This is a genomic window from Edwardsiella ictaluri ATCC 33202, from assembly GCF_000264785.1.
Classification (GTDB): domain Bacteria; phylum Pseudomonadota; class Gammaproteobacteria; order Enterobacterales; family Enterobacteriaceae; genus Edwardsiella; species Edwardsiella ictaluri.
Window position 1 is genome coordinate 144523 of sequence record NZ_AFJI01000081.1, and the last position, 14737, is coordinate 159259.

Annotated in this window: 15 protein-coding genes and 2 pseudogenes; 8 read left to right on the top strand and 9 right to left on the bottom strand. The window is 59.7% G+C overall.

The window, feature by feature from the left end; all coding sequences use genetic code 11:
• Positions 1-81 precede the first annotated feature (81 nt).
• The 8 genes and pseudogenes from agaR to EIEH_RS12425 all read left to right on the top strand — a co-directional run bounded on the left by agaR (position 82) and on the right by EIEH_RS12425 (position 6120).
• Entirely contained in the window at positions 82-855 is a 774-nt protein-coding gene (gene agaR, locus EIEH_RS12390) for a transcriptional repressor AgaR (protein WP_015870188.1), read from the top strand.
• A 325-nt stretch (positions 856-1180) separates the two neighbouring features.
• Positions 1181-1384: pseudogene (locus EIEH_RS19745) on the top strand (tagatose-6-phosphate ketose isomerase); the annotation flags it as partial.
• 3 nt (positions 1385-1387) lie between these two features.
• Positions 1388-1870 carry a PTS N-acetylgalactosamine transporter subunit IIB gene (gene agaV, locus EIEH_RS12400; RefSeq protein WP_015870190.1) on the top strand — a complete coding sequence of 161 codons (483 nt, stop codon included), beginning with the start codon at positions 1388-1390 and terminating at the stop codon, positions 1868-1870.
• A gap of 16 nt (positions 1871-1886) precedes the next feature.
• Entirely contained in the window at positions 1887-2675 is a 789-nt protein-coding gene (agaW, locus tag EIEH_RS12405; protein WP_015870191.1) for a PTS N-acetylgalactosamine transporter subunit IIC, read from the top strand.
• Positions 2665-3558 (top strand): PTS system mannose/fructose/sorbose family transporter subunit IID, encoded by an 894-nt coding sequence (locus EIEH_RS12410; RefSeq protein WP_015870192.1) that lies wholly within the window; start codon positions 2665-2667, stop codon positions 3556-3558. Before agaW ends, EIEH_RS12410 begins: the two co-directional genes overlap by 11 nt.
• 20 nt (positions 3559-3578) lie before the next feature.
• On the top strand, positions 3579-3947 hold the full coding sequence (locus EIEH_RS12415) for a PTS sugar transporter subunit IIA (protein ID WP_015870193.1): 369 nt from the start codon (positions 3579-3581) through the stop codon (positions 3945-3947).
• A gap of 15 nt (positions 3948-3962) precedes the next feature.
• Positions 3963-4693: pseudogene (locus EIEH_RS17815) on the top strand (class II fructose-bisphosphate aldolase).
• 107 nt (positions 4694-4800) lie between these two features.
• A complete protein-coding gene (locus EIEH_RS12425) occupies positions 4801-6120 on the top strand; it encodes a polysaccharide deacetylase family protein (RefSeq protein ID WP_035609745.1) in 1320 nt (439 codons plus the stop codon).
• A 1126-nt stretch (positions 6121-7246) separates the two neighbouring features.
• Here the strand turns inward: EIEH_RS12425 and panD are convergent.
• The 9 genes from panD to thpR form a co-directional block, all read right to left on the bottom strand.
• The gene (gene panD / locus EIEH_RS12430; protein ID WP_015870198.1) at positions 7247-7627 is read right to left on the bottom strand and encodes an aspartate 1-decarboxylase; all 381 of its coding nucleotides are present in this window, start codon (positions 7625-7627) and stop codon (positions 7247-7249) included.
• 133 nt (positions 7628-7760) lie between these two features.
• Complete coding sequence (gene panC / locus EIEH_RS12435; RefSeq protein ID WP_015870199.1) at positions 7761-8621, bottom strand: pantoate--beta-alanine ligase; 861 nt, start codon at positions 8619-8621, stop codon at positions 7761-7763.
• Positions 8622-8686: 65 nt separating this feature from the next.
• A complete protein-coding gene (panB, locus tag EIEH_RS12440; RefSeq protein WP_015870200.1) occupies positions 8687-9481 on the bottom strand; it encodes a 3-methyl-2-oxobutanoate hydroxymethyltransferase in 795 nt (264 codons plus the stop codon).
• A gap of 191 nt (positions 9482-9672) precedes the next feature.
• Positions 9673-10176, bottom strand: a complete 504-nt coding sequence (folK, locus tag EIEH_RS12445; protein WP_015870201.1) for a 2-amino-4-hydroxy-6-hydroxymethyldihydropteridine diphosphokinase — start codon at positions 10174-10176, stop codon at positions 9673-9675.
• Positions 10173-11576, bottom strand: a complete 1404-nt coding sequence (gene pcnB, locus EIEH_RS12450) for a polynucleotide adenylyltransferase PcnB (RefSeq protein WP_204365809.1) — start codon at positions 11574-11576, stop codon at positions 10173-10175. The genes folK and pcnB overlap by 4 nt, the downstream gene beginning before the upstream one ends.
• Before the next feature lie 118 nt (positions 11577-11694).
• On the bottom strand, positions 11695-12621 hold the full coding sequence (gene gluQRS / locus EIEH_RS12455; protein WP_015870203.1) for a tRNA glutamyl-Q(34) synthetase GluQRS: 927 nt from the start codon (positions 12619-12621) through the stop codon (positions 11695-11697).
• A gap of 125 nt (positions 12622-12746) precedes the next feature.
• A complete protein-coding gene (gene dksA / locus EIEH_RS12460) occupies positions 12747-13202 on the bottom strand; it encodes an RNA polymerase-binding protein DksA (protein ID WP_015870204.1) in 456 nt (151 codons plus the stop codon).
• A gap of 195 nt (positions 13203-13397) precedes the next feature.
• Complete coding sequence (sfsA, locus tag EIEH_RS12465) at positions 13398-14102, bottom strand: DNA/RNA nuclease SfsA (RefSeq protein WP_015870205.1); 705 nt, start codon at positions 14100-14102, stop codon at positions 13398-13400.
• A gap of 17 nt (positions 14103-14119) precedes the next feature.
• Complete coding sequence (gene thpR / locus EIEH_RS12470) at positions 14120-14650, bottom strand: RNA 2',3'-cyclic phosphodiesterase (RefSeq protein WP_015870206.1); 531 nt, start codon at positions 14648-14650, stop codon at positions 14120-14122.
• Positions 14651-14737 lie beyond the last annotated feature (87 nt).

Sequence of the window (14737 nt, forward strand, 5' to 3'; positions counted from 1 at the left end):
TGGTCTGTGATTCCTTTGCTGTAATGTGATGGTCGCTGTACGAGAAGGTTTATCTCCGACCTTGACCGTCTGGGAGGCTGTATGGGCATCGATACCTTAAGGCGCCGTGAACAGATCATCGACAGGCTATGCCTGGAGGGTAGCGTGCGGGTGGAGCAGCTGCGTCACCACTTTGGCGTCTCCAGCGTGACTATCCGTAATGATCTGCGCTATCTGGAGCAAAGAGGGTGTGCGCTGCGCTCCTACGGTGGTGCCATGCTGAACCAGCAGTTTGTCTTCGATCGGCCGCTGCAGGACAAAGGTCGCCTGAACCGCGACGTAAAGTCGCGTATTGCCGCGCGGGCGGCGGCGCTGGTGCAGGACGGCGATACGCTGATCATCGATTCCGGCTCCACCACGGCCCAAATAGCCCCCTTTCTGAAGGTACGCCGCCATCTGGTGGTGGTGACCAATGCCTTGAATATCGCCTGTGAGCTGGCGGGGTATGAGCAGATTGATGTGCTGGTTCTGGGTGGCAACGTACGCCAAAACGCCTACTCCCTCTATGGACAGACTGCTGAGCAGCAGCTGCGCCAGTATCATTTCGATCGGCTATTTCTGGGGGTCGATGGTTTTGATCTTATCTGCGGCATCACTACACCTCATGCGGGGGAGGCTCAGCTTAACCGGGTAATGTGCGACGTGGCCAGTGAGATCATCGCCGTTGTGGATGCCAGTAAATTTGGCCGGAAAAGCTTTTGTACCATTCGCGGTGCCGCACAGATCCACCGAGTGATCACTGACAGTCGGATCCCGGAGGGGTATCACCGTGCGCTGTGCGATTTAGGGGTGGATGTGATCATCGCTGACGGATGACGGCGAACACCCCATCGTCTCTGTTTTCGTTATGCAGCGTAGCCGGGCGCCGGCTGTGCAGGGGAGACTTTACCCTGAGAAGGAGCTTCCTGCGGCCTGACTCAATCTGAGGATTAAACGCATGAGTGATGAGGTACTTGGCTACTCCCCTGCGTGGATACAGGCACGCGGAGTCTGGCATACGGCCCGCGAAATAGCGCAACAGCCGGTACTCTGGCGGATGCTACAGCGCGAACTGAGAGAGGCGCAGTCGCGTTGGCATTCCTTCCTTCAGACCATACCGGCACCGCCTGCACTGCGTAGCGCTAAGCGGCGATGGCATGGCGCGCTGGCGTGTGATCTGGACGATCTGTGGCTGATGTTTCCATTTTTGCAGTACCTGCAGACGCTGGCGCTAGAGACCTCTCTGGCGCTGGGGATCACGCCGGATAACCCCTACCCGAGCAGGGAGGTCAATCGGGTGGTGCAGGGCGTTGTCATTGATGAGTATCCCGTAACGCATTCAACGATAGCCACGATGGAGGTGTGATATATGTCAACCCCTAACATCCTGATGACCCGTATCGATAACCGGCTGGTGCATGGGCAGGTCGGGGTGACCTGGACCAATACGCTGGGCGCCAATCTGGTGCTGGTTGCCAACGACGCCGCTGCCGCCGACCCCATCCAACAGAATCTGATGGATATGGTGGTGGCGGAGGGCGTGCAAACCCGCTATTTCACTCTGCAAAAAACCATCGAGGTGATCCACCGTGCCGCGGATCGCCAGAAGATCTTCATCGTCTGCAAAACGCCGCAGGATGTGCTGACGCTGGTGCGCGGCGGGGTGCCCATTCACTTTGTCAACGTCGGCAACATGCACTTTTCACAGGGAAAGCGCCAGATCCACAAGACGGTGTCGGTGGATGATGAGGATATCGCAACGTTCCATGCGCTGGCGCAGCTTGGCATTCCCTGCGAGATCCGCCGGGTGCCGGATGAGGCGGGGGAGTCGATTCACCCGCTGTTGGACTGAATGCAGGAGGTAAACCATGTTAACCGATGCATTATTGATAGGGCTGCTGGCTGGTATCGCCGGCATCGACCTGTTCGACGGACTGACCCACCTGCACCGTCCGGTGGTGATCGGGCCGCTGGTCGGGCTGATCTTGGGCGATATACAGACCGGCCTGCTGGTCGGCGGGACGCTGGAGCTGGTGTGGATGGGAATGGTGCCTCTGGCCGGCGCTCAGCCACCCAACGTGGTGATCGGCGGTGTCATCGGTACCGCGTTCGCCATTTTGACCCACGCCGATCCCAAGGTTGCCATCGGGGTCGCGGTACCCTTCTCCATCGCGGTGCAGGGCGGCATTACCCTGCTGTTTACCGCCTATTCGCCGATGATGCACCGCTGCGATGAGATGGTGAAGCGGCTGAACTGGCGTGGGGTGGAGTGGGTGAACTACGCCGGGCTGCTGATCCTGTTCTGCTTCTACTTTACCGTCGCATTTTTACCGGTCTATTTCGGGGCCGATGCCGCCAGCGCCATGGTGGAGAGGGCCCCGACCTGGCTGCTGGACGGGCTGGCCGTTGCGGGGGGAATGATGCCGGCCATCGGCTTCTCTCTGCTGATGAAGATTATGATGAAGAAGACCTATGTGGCCTATTTTATTCTGGGCTTTATCTCCGTGACATTCCTGAATATGCCGATTATCGCGGTAGCGCTGGGCGCACTGGCGATCGCCCTGATCGATTTCTTTAACCGTACCCGCAATGAAGCCGCGCTGACACAGCGTCCTGCCGCGCGCCAGAACCAGGAGATGGAAGAAGATGGCATTTAACGATAGCGATGACACGCTGGTGGCCAAGGCAGAAAAGCGGATGGCCCAGGCGCTGGCCACCAGCCAGGCCGAGAGCGACGAGTATGTGGATCAAACGCCGGGGCAGGCGATGAGCCGCCGCGATATCAATATTATGGCGCTGCGTTCCCTGCTGCTGCAGGCCTCCTTTAACTATGAGCGTATGCAGGCGGGCGGCTGGCTGTATACCCTGATCCCCAGCCTGCGCAAGATCCACCGCAATCCACAGGATCTTGCCAACTCAATGAAAATGCACATGGAGTTTATCAATGTGCACCCCTTTGACGTCACCTTTCTGTCCGGGCTGGTGCTGGCGATGGAGCGTGGCAAAGAGCGCGTCTCGACCATCCGCGCGGTGAAGGTGGCGCTGATGGGGCCTCTGGGCGGCATCGGTGACGCGCTGTTCTGGCTGACGCTGCTGCCTATCTGCGCCGGCATCGGCGCCTCGCTGGCGCTGGAGGGGAGTCTGTTCGGGCCGCTGGTGTTCCTGCTGCTGTTCAACGCGGTGCACTTTGCCCTGCGCTTTGGGCTGGCGCACTATGGCTACAGCGCGGGAACCAGCGCGCTGGCGCTATTGAAAACCCATACCAAAAATATCTCTCACGCCGCCTCGATCGTGGGCATGACGGTGATAGGAGCGCTGGTGGCCTCTTATGTTCACCTCTCGACGCCGCTGGTGATGCACGCCGGCAAGGCGACGGTGGCGCTGCAGAAGGAGGTGTTGGACAAGTTGATGCCCAACCTGCTGCCCCTGTGCTTCACCCTGCTGGTGTATTGGCTGATGAAGCGGGGCTATTCGCCGATCAAGCTGATCGGTGTGACGGTGGCCGTGGGCATCGTGGGCAAATTGGTTGGCTTTCTGTAAGGGACATCAGGCAGGGGATTGTGATTACCGGCGATGGCGGTTTTGCCAGCGGGCTACGACAGGGCGTTGAACAGGTGGTCGGCGTCCAGATGCCGTGTCAGGCGGTCGACGTTCCCGACGGCATGAGTACAGTCGGGCTGTCGCAGTCCTTGGCCGAAGCTTGTCAGCGCTGCGACAGCGGCGATGGTAGCAGTGCTACGGCTATGAGCTTCTGGCCGAAACCAATAGCAGATGGTGGCAGAAAAATGGTGCTGGAGCGTGAGGGGTTTGATGCAGCGGCGTTTCGCGGGCAGGCACAGTGCTGCGGACGGCGTGGCTTGACCAGCCTATGGCATGAGGGACGGTGCGGCGTACAGCACGGCGCCGCGGCCGGTAACGATGGTATTTGAGGTGGAGGAGAGAGGATGTACCTGATACCCCATCGGGTGATGTCGTATCGGCCCAGTGGAGAGGATATGCGGTGCCGCCGTTCAATATCCACAACCTGCGGAGACGGTACTGGCGGTGATGGAGACCGCCGCCGAGCTGGCATCGCCTGTGATTTTGTCGGCGGTGCCGGAACTTTCGGCTACGCTGGCACCGATAACCTGGTGACGCTGTGTTGTCAGGCGGCGGCGCGCCACGATCTGTCGCTGGCGCTGCATTTGGATCATCACGCGTCGCCGACCGATATTGCGGCAAAGGTACGCGCGGGCGTTCGTTCGGTGATGAGCGGCATCTCTCATTCTTCCCTTTGAACAGAATATCGCGACGGTGACCGGGGTCGTATGCTTTTTCCGCCACTATGGAGTTAGCATTGAGGCTGCACTGGGGCGTTTGGTGGGAGAGGAGGAGACGCTGAATGATCCCGCCGTCGTACAGTCTGTCGAGCGAACCGGGATAGATCCCCTGGCTGTAGCCATCGGCTCGGCGCATGGTTTGTATCTCGGGACGCCACATCTGGATTTTGCGCAGGCGTCGGTGGCGATCCCACGGGTATAGCACGACACCTCCGGGCTGCCTGCGGCGCTGAGATGTTATTCCGCCGAAAATCAGGATGATAACGATCCGCGTCAATATATGCATGTGGGGAAACAGGCTATGCGTGAGGGGGGCCGATAAGATCCGCCACTGCGCCAGCGCAGGGGAGTGGTAGCAGCATACTGATTTGAAAAGATGTTACCTCTTTGGTCGCTCATCGCCGCGCGTGCTATGCTGAAGATATCACCCATTGGGCAACGGATGCTCCGCACTGATTTTTTCATGTATAGGCATTTATTATTGGCGGGTCTGCTACTGCTGGCCACGCTTTCTGTAGCCCGGGGAGGACAGCTCGCGGCGGGCGCTGACTCGGCGCGTTATATGGTGACGCTGCGCGACAGTGAGATTTACTCCCCGGTTGGCGATCGCATCATTCCCGTAGGGCGCCTGAACCGGGGGATGCTGCTCAATGTACAGCCCGCTGACAACGGCTATTTCATCTTTCGCTTTGGCAACGCCAGCGGGTTTATTGCCAGAGATAGTCTGGCGGCGTCGACGCCGCCGCTGCCGGCGGCCCGCGACGTCGCCCTGCTGCATAAAAAGAGCCTGGACTATTTGCTGACCCTGCACCCGGTCATGGTCTATGACCGCCCGGAGAGAACGGCGGCGCCGGTCGCGAGTCTGATGGGAAATCTACGCTATCCTATCTTGGCCAGAGAGACGGACGCGGCGGGCTGGCGCTGGCTGGTGATCAACCTGGGCGGACGGCTGGCCTATGTACGCGCCGATCGGGTTGAGCTGGACAACGGCATTCCGATCCTCACCTATCACCACATATTGAAAAATGAGGAGAACCACCGCTTTCGCCACACTTCGACCACCACCTCGGTCCAGGCGTTTGATGCGCAGATGGCCTATCTGCGCCAGGCGGGCTATTTGACCATTTCGCTGTACCAGCTGGAGGGATATCTGCGTGGCAATGAAAACCTGCCGGCGCGCGCGGTAGCGCTGACCTTTGACGATGGGCTCAAGTCGGTCTATCGCTATGCCTATCCGATCCTGAGGGAGAACGGCCAGCGGGCGACCGCATTTATTATCTCATCGCGGATTAAGCGTTATCCTCAGCCCTGGAATCCCAACGGCCTGCAGTTTATGAGTCTGGCGGAGCTGCACACGATTCAGTCGGTATTCGATATTCAGTCCCATAGCCATTTTCTGCACCGTCTCTCCGCGGATAAACGGCCGATCCTGTTTCGGCGTAGCCAGCATAATATCCTGTTTGATTTTGAGCGCTCGCGCCGGGCGCTGACACAGTTTACTCCGCACGTGCTGTATCTTTCCTACCCTTTTGGCGGCTTTAACCGTCAGGCGATTGAGGCTGCCCATCAGGCCGGCTATCACATGGCGGTGACCACGGTACGCGGCAAGGTGCGGCGTGGCGATAATCCCTACACCCTGAAACGACTGTATGTCCTGCGCACCGACTCGGTTCAGACCATGGCACGCCTGATAGCCAATCAGCCACAGGATGTGCCGCCGGTCGATACGCCGGTACCAATTCGCCTGCCACCGCTCATGCAGGCGCTGATCCCGTTGGATTGAGTCCGCGGCATCGGGGCTGATTATGGCCAGACACGCGGGAAGCGCCGCAGCGCTGTGTTGATGCCAGAGCTGTTGGACTTGTGTATTGAGCGGTCTGGATGCCACTCCACCGCTTTCGGCAGCCCAGGAGATTGAGGTGATAGAACAAACGTATCCCGGGTAAAACCAGCGGTACCAGCGCCAGCAAACACCGTGTCAGACGGCGCAGGGGCTGCGCCGGTAGATCGTGGATGGTCGCACAGAGCAGAGGGATGGCGATGACCACGAAAAGCTGGATCCACTCGTTTACCCTCTCACCGTGGTACAGAGTGAGTCACAGATAGATCCGCGCCAGCGGGAGCAGAAATCGCAGGAGCAGGCTTCAGAGGGGGGGGGCGATGGCCAGCGCAATCGCCCGCTGTACAGGTATGCAGGATACAGCGGTAAAATACGGACAGCAGCGCGACGGTAGTGCGCAGGTTTAGCTTTGGCCATCTCTGCATGCGAACCCAGTGAAACGCGGGGTATCCGGGGGGTATCCGCCACAGGGCGGCTAAAAGATAGTTATCATATATTGAATCTCCGGGGGGTATCCGTCACAGGGCGGCTAAAAGATAGTTATCATATATTGAATCTACTGATGCCGGAGAGATTGATCACCAAGTCCTGCCAGGTCAGATCCTCCCGCCCGCACAGGCGAGGCGTCGACATTCAGACGCCCAGTATGCCGAAGGTGACAGCGATAAGGTGGGGGGATACCCGTAACCGTCTGGTGCCAGTGTGGAGAAATAGAGCAGCAGCTTTATCATAAACCCGGCGAGCCACGGGTTTCTGGGTGAGCCCCACTCGCGCTTTGTGCCCAATGTGCCACTTCGGTGGCATCATAGGGAGCGCAGGGTTCAACCATGGCGTGGCGGGGTAAGTGCGTGGTATAGATTCATAGTCACGGTATCAGCTGCGGCGGAGGAGCGGTATGCAACCAGCGGGGGGCATGACTGGCACCCCCTGAATATCCAATATTCCTATTCGCGGCGTTGCAGGGCCACGGGACGATGTGCTTGCTGGGAAGCGGTCCGTTAATTATGGCAGGAGTGGCGGGAAAAGTGAACAATGAACCGCTGCGGACGCTCGCCGCAGCGGAAGGCACTCAGGCGACTTGTACCGGAACAGATTTGGCCAGGCGCTTCATCTGGTTGGCGCCTTCGAAGTAGACCACCCTGGGGTGGTGTGTGCGAGCCTGCTCATCGGGTATCTGAACATAGCTGCAGATGATCAGTGTGTCGCCGACGCAGGCGCAGCGGGCGGCGGCACCGTTGACCGAGATAATTTTGGAACCGGGCTCGGCGGCGATGGCGTAGGTGGAGAAGCGCTGGCCGTTGTCGACATTATAAATATCGATAGCCTCATATTGCAGGATACCGGCCGCGTTCAGGAAATCCTGATCGATTGCGCAGGAGCCTTCGTAATTCAGGTCGGACTGGGTGACTTTCACGCGGTGCAGTTTACCCTGTAGCATTGTACGTACCATAGTGTAATACCTGTAATCATCGTAATGGAGCCGACGTGCAGCACGATAAAATAATATAACGTCAACCGCCATGTGGCTACAGCGGTTGACGTTATGGTTGCGCATTTCGCCGTCGCTGTCTACCCGCCGACCGTTACGCGTCGGCGTTAAAGGCAATGCGTACGTTGTCGATGAGCCGTGCCTGCCCAAGCCAGGCTGCCATCAGCACGATCGCTGTACGGGTATCGACGTTGACGTCACCCAGCGTGTCGGCGTCGCGAATAAACAGCTCATCGGGACAGAAACCTGCCTGACGAAGACGACTGGCGGTCTGCTCCAGCAGGGCCTCCAGATCGCGCTCGCCGTTCTCCAGCTGACTGGCCAGCTGCATCATGATGTTGTACAGGCGCGGCGCCAGACGGCGCTCATCACTATCGAGGTAGCCATTGCGTGAGCTGAGTGCCAGTCCATCCTCGCCGCGGACGATAGGGACGCCGACGATCTCGGTGCCATAGCCCATATCTGCGACCAGCTTGCGGATCAGCTGCAGCTGCTGATAATCCTTTTCACCAAAGCAGGCCAGATCCGGCTGCACCAGATTAAACAGCTTGCTGACGATGGTGGCGACCCCGCGGAAGTGACCCGGACGGCTGGCCCCCTCAAGAATGGACGAGAGCGCGGGAACATCGACGTAGGTCTGCTGCGATACGCCCTGGGGATAGATCTCCTCGGCGGCCGGGGCAAAGACCAAATCGACTCCGTGACGGTTCAGCTGTTCACAGTCCTCTTGCAGGGTGCGCGGGTAACGTGCCAGATCGTCCGGGCGATCGAACTGCATCGGGTTGACGAACACCGATACGATCACCACGTCGGCTCTGGCGTGGGCCTCGTTGACCAGGGCCATATGCCCATCATGCAGGTTGCCCATGGTTGGAACCAGTGCAATACGTTTCCCTTCCTGGCGCCAGCGGCGTACTTCGCGGCGCAGCAGAGGGACAGTCTCAAGAATCAGCACAGCTCGTTCTCCAGCAGAAAAATCGGGCGGCCTGTCTGGCCCGCCGCCCAGAATTCCGATCAGTTTCAGTTAAAGGTATGTTCGTCGGCGGGGAACAGCCCCTGTTCGACGTCATTGATATAGCGGCGCACCGCCGCGCGGATATCGCCTTCGGCCGCGAGGAAATTCTTTACAAAGCTCGGCATGTGTCCGCTGCTGATCCCCAGCGCATCGTGCATGACCAGGATCTGGCCGTCGGTATCTCTGCCGGCACCGATGCCGATCACCGGAATACGCAGCGCCTCAGAGATCGTCTTGGCAACCTGGGCAGGCACACATTCCAGAACCAGCATCTGGGCACCGGCTCCCTCTAACGCCAGCGCATCGGAGAGCAGCTGATCCGCCGCATCCTGATCGCGCCCCTGCACCCGATAACCGCCGAAGATATTGACGGACTGCGGCATCAGCCCCAGATGTCCGCACACCGGCACCGCGCGCTCTGTCAACATACGCACACTGTCGCACAACCAGGCGCCGCCCTCCATTTTGACCAGATTTGCCCCGGCGCGCATCAGCTCCGCGGCGTTCGTGCAGGCCAGCTCTGGCGTAGCATAGGACATAAACGGCATATCGGCCATCAGCAGGCAGGCCGGCGCACCGGCGCGTACAGCGCGGGTATGGTAGGCGATATCCGCCACGGTCACCGACAGCGTGGTATCGTGGCCCTGCAGGGTCATCCCCAGCGAGTCTCCGACCAGCATAACGTCGATACCCTGCTCGGCAAACAGCCGGGCGAAGCTGGCATCATATGCGGTGATCGTGGCGAACTTGTGCTTCTCCTGCTTACGCTTGCGCAGGTGTGATAGCGTGGTTGGCGTCATCACTGTCTCCCATTGTCGACCGGCCGAGGGCCGGACAGGTAAGGTTGGGCGGTGCACTGCAGGCACCACTGTGGCGTGTTCTACTGCAAGAAAATCGTTTGCGGTGGAGGAAGATCAAGCAAAGGCGTTAAGCATGGCATTCTCTATGGGAGAGGCGCAGAGAAAGGCGGTCCGCAGCGTGGAGCGCCGGATCAGGCTGGCGTGTCCTGTGCAGGCAGGGCGATCAGGGTGTCTGCATCGTTCAGACGGGCGATGACATCGCGCAGCATCTCACCGTCGGGAAAGCGCAGATCGGGGGCGATCTCCGCCAGCGGCACCAGCATAAAGCTGCGGTTTTTCATGTCGTAGTGGGGCACCGTCAGGCGCGCGCTGTGGATAACCTGCTCACCAAACAGCATGATATCCACATCCAGCGTACGCGGCCCCCAGCGCTCGGTCTTGCGCTCCCGCCCCTGCAGATGCTCAATGCACTGTGTACAGTCCAGCAGAGCTTCGGGGGAGAGTGCGGTCTCCAGCGCGACGGCAGCGTTGACGTAGTCTGGCTGATCCTGAGGCCCGAGGGGACGGGTGCGATACAGGGACGAGGCGGCCAGCAGACGGCACTGCGGCAGCGCAGCCAGCGCATGAATAGCCTGCCGCACCTGACGGTGCGGTTCGGCTAAGTTACTGCCCAGCGCGAGATAGACCCGGGTCATGCACCGCTGCCTTCGCGGCGTGGAGCCCTACGGCGCGGTCTGCGGCGGCGACGGATGGCATTGCCGTCACCATCGTCGTCCAGGGTGTTGACCATGGCCTTTTGCTGGGAGACGCTGGAGATCTGGAAGGAGCCCCACCAGTCCGCCAGGCGCTGTAGCTCGGCGCTGTGTTCGGCCTCGGCACGCAGCGCCAGCAGGTCATAAGCAGCGCGGAATTTGGGCTGCTCCAGCAGTTTATGGGCGCGCTTACCTTGGCGGCGCGACAGGCGCAGCTGCAGAGTCCAGATATCGCGGATCAGGGCGGTGATGCGTTTTGGGATCGCCAGAGAGCGGCACTGCTCATCCAGGATGTCGTTCATTGCCAGGGCGAACGCATCGTGATAGGTCAGCCCCCCCTCTTGGGTGATTTTTTGCGCCAGCTCGATCAGCGGATACCATAGCATAGTGGCAAACAGAAACGCCGGGTTGACCCGCATATCGTTTTGGATTCGGTGATCGGTGTTCTTCAGCACCTGTGCCAGGATCTTTTCCATCGGGCTATCGCCATTAGGGGTAAAGTGGCGGCAGATCACCGGGAACAGCGGCTGAAACAGCTGGTATTCGCGCAGCTTCAGATAGGTTTCATAGCCATAGCCCGCCTGCAATAGCTTCAGAGCCTCCTCAAACAGGCGTGCAGCGGGGATATCGCGTAGCAGCGATGCCAGATGGGCGATGGGCGCCGCCGTTTCCGGGTTGATGGACATCTGCAGCTTGGCGGCGAAGCGTACCGCCCGCAACATGCGTACCGGATCCTCCCGGTAGCGTGTCTCGGGATCGCCGATCAGACGGATTTGCCCGGCGTGCAGATCGTTCAGGCCGCCGGTATAGTCACGGACACTGAAGTCGGCCACGCTGTAATAGAGGCTGTTAATGGTAAAGTCACGCCGCTGGGCGTCTTCTTCAATATTGCCGTAGACGTTGTCGCGCAGCAGCATGCCATTTTTGCCCTGCTGGGCAATGTTTTTGCCCTCATTGGCATGCTCGTGGTGACCGCGGAAGGTCGCAACCTCAATGATCTCCGGACCGAACATGACATGCGCCAGCCGAAAACGGCGTCCGACCAGGCGGCAGTTGCGGAACAGTTTACGTACCTGCTCCGGCGTAGCGTTGGTGGTCACATCGAAATCTTTCGGGCGTTTTCCCAGCAACAGATCGCGGACGCCGCCACCGACCAGATAGGCTTCATAGCCTGATTTATTCAGGCGGTACAGGACCTTCAGCGCATTTTCGCTGATTTGCTGACGCGAGATTGTATGCTGGTCACGCGGGATTACGCTCAGATGGGCAGACTCCTGCTCCGGTGCGCTGTCCGTCTCGCGATTTAGCACTCTACGGCAAAAGTTGGCGACTCGGGTAAAAATGGTACACCTCGATAGTGTCTGGTAAATAGCTCCGTCATCGGTCAGGCGATCGCGCCAACGTAGGCGCGCTGAGGCCGATGGGGCATGGTGTGCAGAAAAATAAGCGGCTAATCATAGCTCACGCAGGGGAATTTGAGAATGGTACAGACGGAATCGTTATCGGCTGAGTGACCTGAAGCGGTACTTTTTCCAGTCGCCAGTGGGCTACCGCCTGGGTTAACAGCGCCTCCGTGCTCAGTTCGCGCAGCGCCGCGTCGGGCGTTTGGCCCAGAAACGTCAGCGCCTGCAGCAGCAGCGGACGCGGATCGTCAAGCGGAATCGGTCTGGCGTGATTCTGCTTGGAGAGCTTGTTGCCGTCGTCATTGAGTGCCAGCGGCAGGTGCAGATAGGCTGGCTCTTGCCACCCCAGCTGGCGATACAGCGCTATCTGACGCACCGTCGGCGCGATCAGATCAGCGCCGCGGACGATTTCATTGACGCCCTGAAAATGGTCGTCAGCCACCACCGCCAGATTATAGGCAAACAGGCCATCTTTACGGTGTATGATAAAATCCTCGCGCGCCAGCGCCGCATCGGCGTCGAGCCAGCCGTGCAGGCGATCGTGAAAGCCGTATACCGGGCGAGTCTGGCGCAGGCGTAGCGCCGCACCGAGCGCCCCTTGTGCCAGATAGCGGCAATGCCCGTCATACAGCCCCCCCAGCGCGTGAATACGCTGGCGGGTACAGGTGCAGTAATAGGCCAGCCCCTGGCGATGCAGCTGCTCCAGGATGGCGTGATAGGCCTCGTGGCGCTGCGATTGGTATAGCACCGGGCCATCCCAGTGCAGGCCATAGTGTTCCAGGGCACGCAGGATACGGGCGGCGGCGCCGGGCACTTCGCGCGGCGGATCGATATCCTCAATCCGTACCAGCCAGCGGCCGCCGCAGGCGCGCGCGCGCAGGTAGCTGCCGAGGGCGGCAATCAGGGAACCAAAGTGTAAATCGCCGGAGGGAGAGGGCGCAAAACGGCCGATGTACTCCGGGGGCGTAGGCAGGGCATATGACATTTTTAACAGCGACGTTTCTGCCGGAGACGATCCGGATCGTGGGTGTGCACGCCGCCCGTCGGTGTCCGCTGGCCGACAGCGTACAAAGGAAATGGGGCCCGGATGGCGGGCCCCCCAATAGGACTTTAGCCTGCCATCTGCTTTTCGCGGATTTCGGCCAGGGTCTTACAATCGATGCACAGATCGGCGGTCGGACGGGCTTCCAGACGGCGGATACCGATCTCAACGCCGCAGGATTCGCAGAAACCGAAGTCATCATCCTCGATTTTCTGTAGCGTTTTCTCGATTTTTTTGATCAGTTTGCGCTCGCGATCGCGGTTACGCAGTTCCAGGCTGAACTCCTCTTCCTGGGTCGCGCGGTCGGCGGGATCCGGGAAGTTGGCAGCCTCTTCCTGCATATGGGATACGGTACGATCCACTTCATCCCTGAGCTGGTTACGCCATGCCTCAAGAATTCGCTTAAAGTGCGCCAGCTGGGCGTTGTTCATATACTCCTCGCCCGGCTTTTCTTGATATGGCTCCACCCCAGCAATGGCGAGAATGCTTAAGGACGACGGTTTACGGTTTTGCCCTTCTTGCATGCTGCTTCTCCTAATAACACGCATTAGCGATCCCCAAATGGGGTAAAAAATCAGGCCGCTATAAATAACAGATGCGGTAGAGGTTGGCAATTATTCCTGTCTACGGCTTGACAAGGGTGTGAAGGGCGGCGTATTTAGCCGTGTTTAATCCTTTTCCACCGTTTATTGCCGACGATGTACCGTCGTGCGGCGCGCTTAAACTGTTACCGGCAGCGGCTGCGTGAGCCTGATACCTGCAGGGTTTATCTGCGCGCCGTAGCAGAGAACCTCCACCCCGAGATCGCTCGCCTGGGCCAATAGTTGCGCATAGCGGGGATCGATGTGGCGGGCCGCCCGCACATGCGTAATCCCGCTGTGCAGCACGGCGAAAAACAGCACCGCCCGCACACCGCTCTGCACCTGATGCTGCAGTTCGCGCAGATGTTTTTGCCCCCGCTCGGTGACCGCATCGGGGAAGTATCCACATGCCGACTGCAGCAACGTGACTGACTTCACTTCAATATAGCAGTCGGGACGATCTTCTGCCTGTAGCAACAAGTCGATGCGGCTATTTTCTGCCCCATAGCGCACTTCGCTGCGTATTTTAGTGTAACCGGATACTTCGCCGATCCGCTGCTGTGCAATCGCCTCATATACCAGCGTGTTGGCGCGCAGGGTATTTATGCAGATCCAGTCTCCAGCCTGAGTATGGGTGAGCTCCCAGCTTGACGGATATTTACGCTTAGGGTTGTCCGAGGATGAGTACCACACCGTATCGCCCGGCGTGGCGCAGCCGGTCATCGCGCCGGTATTGGCACAGTGCAGGGTGATGATTTGGCCGTCGGGGCGGCGTACGTCGGCCAGAAAACGTTTATAGCGCTTGATCAGGATAGCGCTCTGCAGGGGCGTGGTGAACTGCATGGTGGGGCTCCTGTGGGTTAGTCATCGCGCCGCAGGGGCCATCTGGCCAGCGGTTGATAGCGGATGCGTCCCTGAGCCTGCTGCGAGCTGAACAGGGAAAAGTGGGTGACGTCGAACGTCCAGCGAAAGGTCGCCGCAGGGATCGCGACCGGCTGATAGGCGTGGCGCAGCAGCGTAACATGGGGATGAAAAGGGGACGGGCTCTGGTAGCAGCCGCTGCGTGCCGCCTGTGAGCGGAGCAGCTCCGCCAGCTGGATCAGTCCGCGCGGCGCCCGGCGTATACCCAGCCAGACCACGCCGGGGCGCGGCCACTGGCCGGCGTCATCCAGCGTCAGGCTAAAGGGCGCCTGACGGATACGCCCAGCCAGCGTCTGCAGACGCTGCTGCTGTGCGCTGCCAACGTCGCCGAGAAAAGCCAGCGTCAGATGTAGGTTGGCAGCGGCGATCGGTCGTCCCGCCTGGGAAGAAAAGTGCCCGGCCCGCCACTGGTTCAGCGTTTGCTGCAGCGGCGGCGGTAGCGGAATGGCAAAAAAAAGGCGTTGCTGCATGGTGGTTTCCCGTTAAGCGCATCGCCCGATGCTACAATGCGCGGCAGAAATTGTTAATACGCTGGGGTAAACGGCGTCGGCGCCGTT

What these genes read in the sequence shown, in the direction of transcription:
- agaR (WP_015870188.1), top strand. Translation starts at nt 82, where the DNA reads ATGGGCATCGATACCTTAAGGCGCCGTGAACAGATCATCGACAGGCTA.
- agaV (WP_015870190.1), top strand. Translation starts at nt 1,388, where the DNA reads ATGTCAACCCCTAACATCCTGATGACCCGTATCGATAACCGGCTGGTG.
- agaW (WP_015870191.1), top strand. Translation starts at nt 1,887, where the DNA reads ATGTTAACCGATGCATTATTGATAGGGCTGCTGGCTGGTATCGCCGGC.
- EIEH_RS12410 (WP_015870192.1), top strand. Translation starts at nt 2,665, where the DNA reads ATGGCATTTAACGATAGCGATGACACGCTGGTGGCCAAGGCAGAAAAG.
- EIEH_RS12425 (WP_035609745.1), top strand. Translation starts at nt 4,801, where the DNA reads ATGTATAGGCATTTATTATTGGCGGGTCTGCTACTGCTGGCCACGCTT.
- panD (WP_015870198.1), bottom strand. Translation starts at nt 7,627, where the DNA reads ATGGTACGTACAATGCTACAGGGTAAACTGCACCGCGTGAAAGTCACC.
- panB (WP_015870200.1), bottom strand. Translation starts at nt 9,481, where the DNA reads ATGACGCCAACCACGCTATCACACCTGCGCAAGCGTAAGCAGGAGAAG.
- folK (WP_015870201.1), bottom strand. Translation starts at nt 10,176, where the DNA reads ATGACCCGGGTCTATCTCGCGCTGGGCAGTAACTTAGCCGAACCGCAC.
- gluQRS (WP_015870203.1), bottom strand. Translation starts at nt 12,621, where the DNA reads ATGTCATATGCCCTGCCTACGCCCCCGGAGTACATCGGCCGTTTTGCG.
- dksA (WP_015870204.1), bottom strand. Translation starts at nt 13,202, where the DNA reads ATGCAAGAAGGGCAAAACCGTAAACCGTCGTCCTTAAGCATTCTCGCC.
- sfsA (WP_015870205.1), bottom strand. Translation starts at nt 14,102, where the DNA reads ATGCAGTTCACCACGCCCCTGCAGAGCGCTATCCTGATCAAGCGCTAT.
- thpR (WP_015870206.1), bottom strand. Translation starts at nt 14,650, where the DNA reads ATGCAGCAACGCCTTTTTTTTGCCATTCCGCTACCGCCGCCGCTGCAG.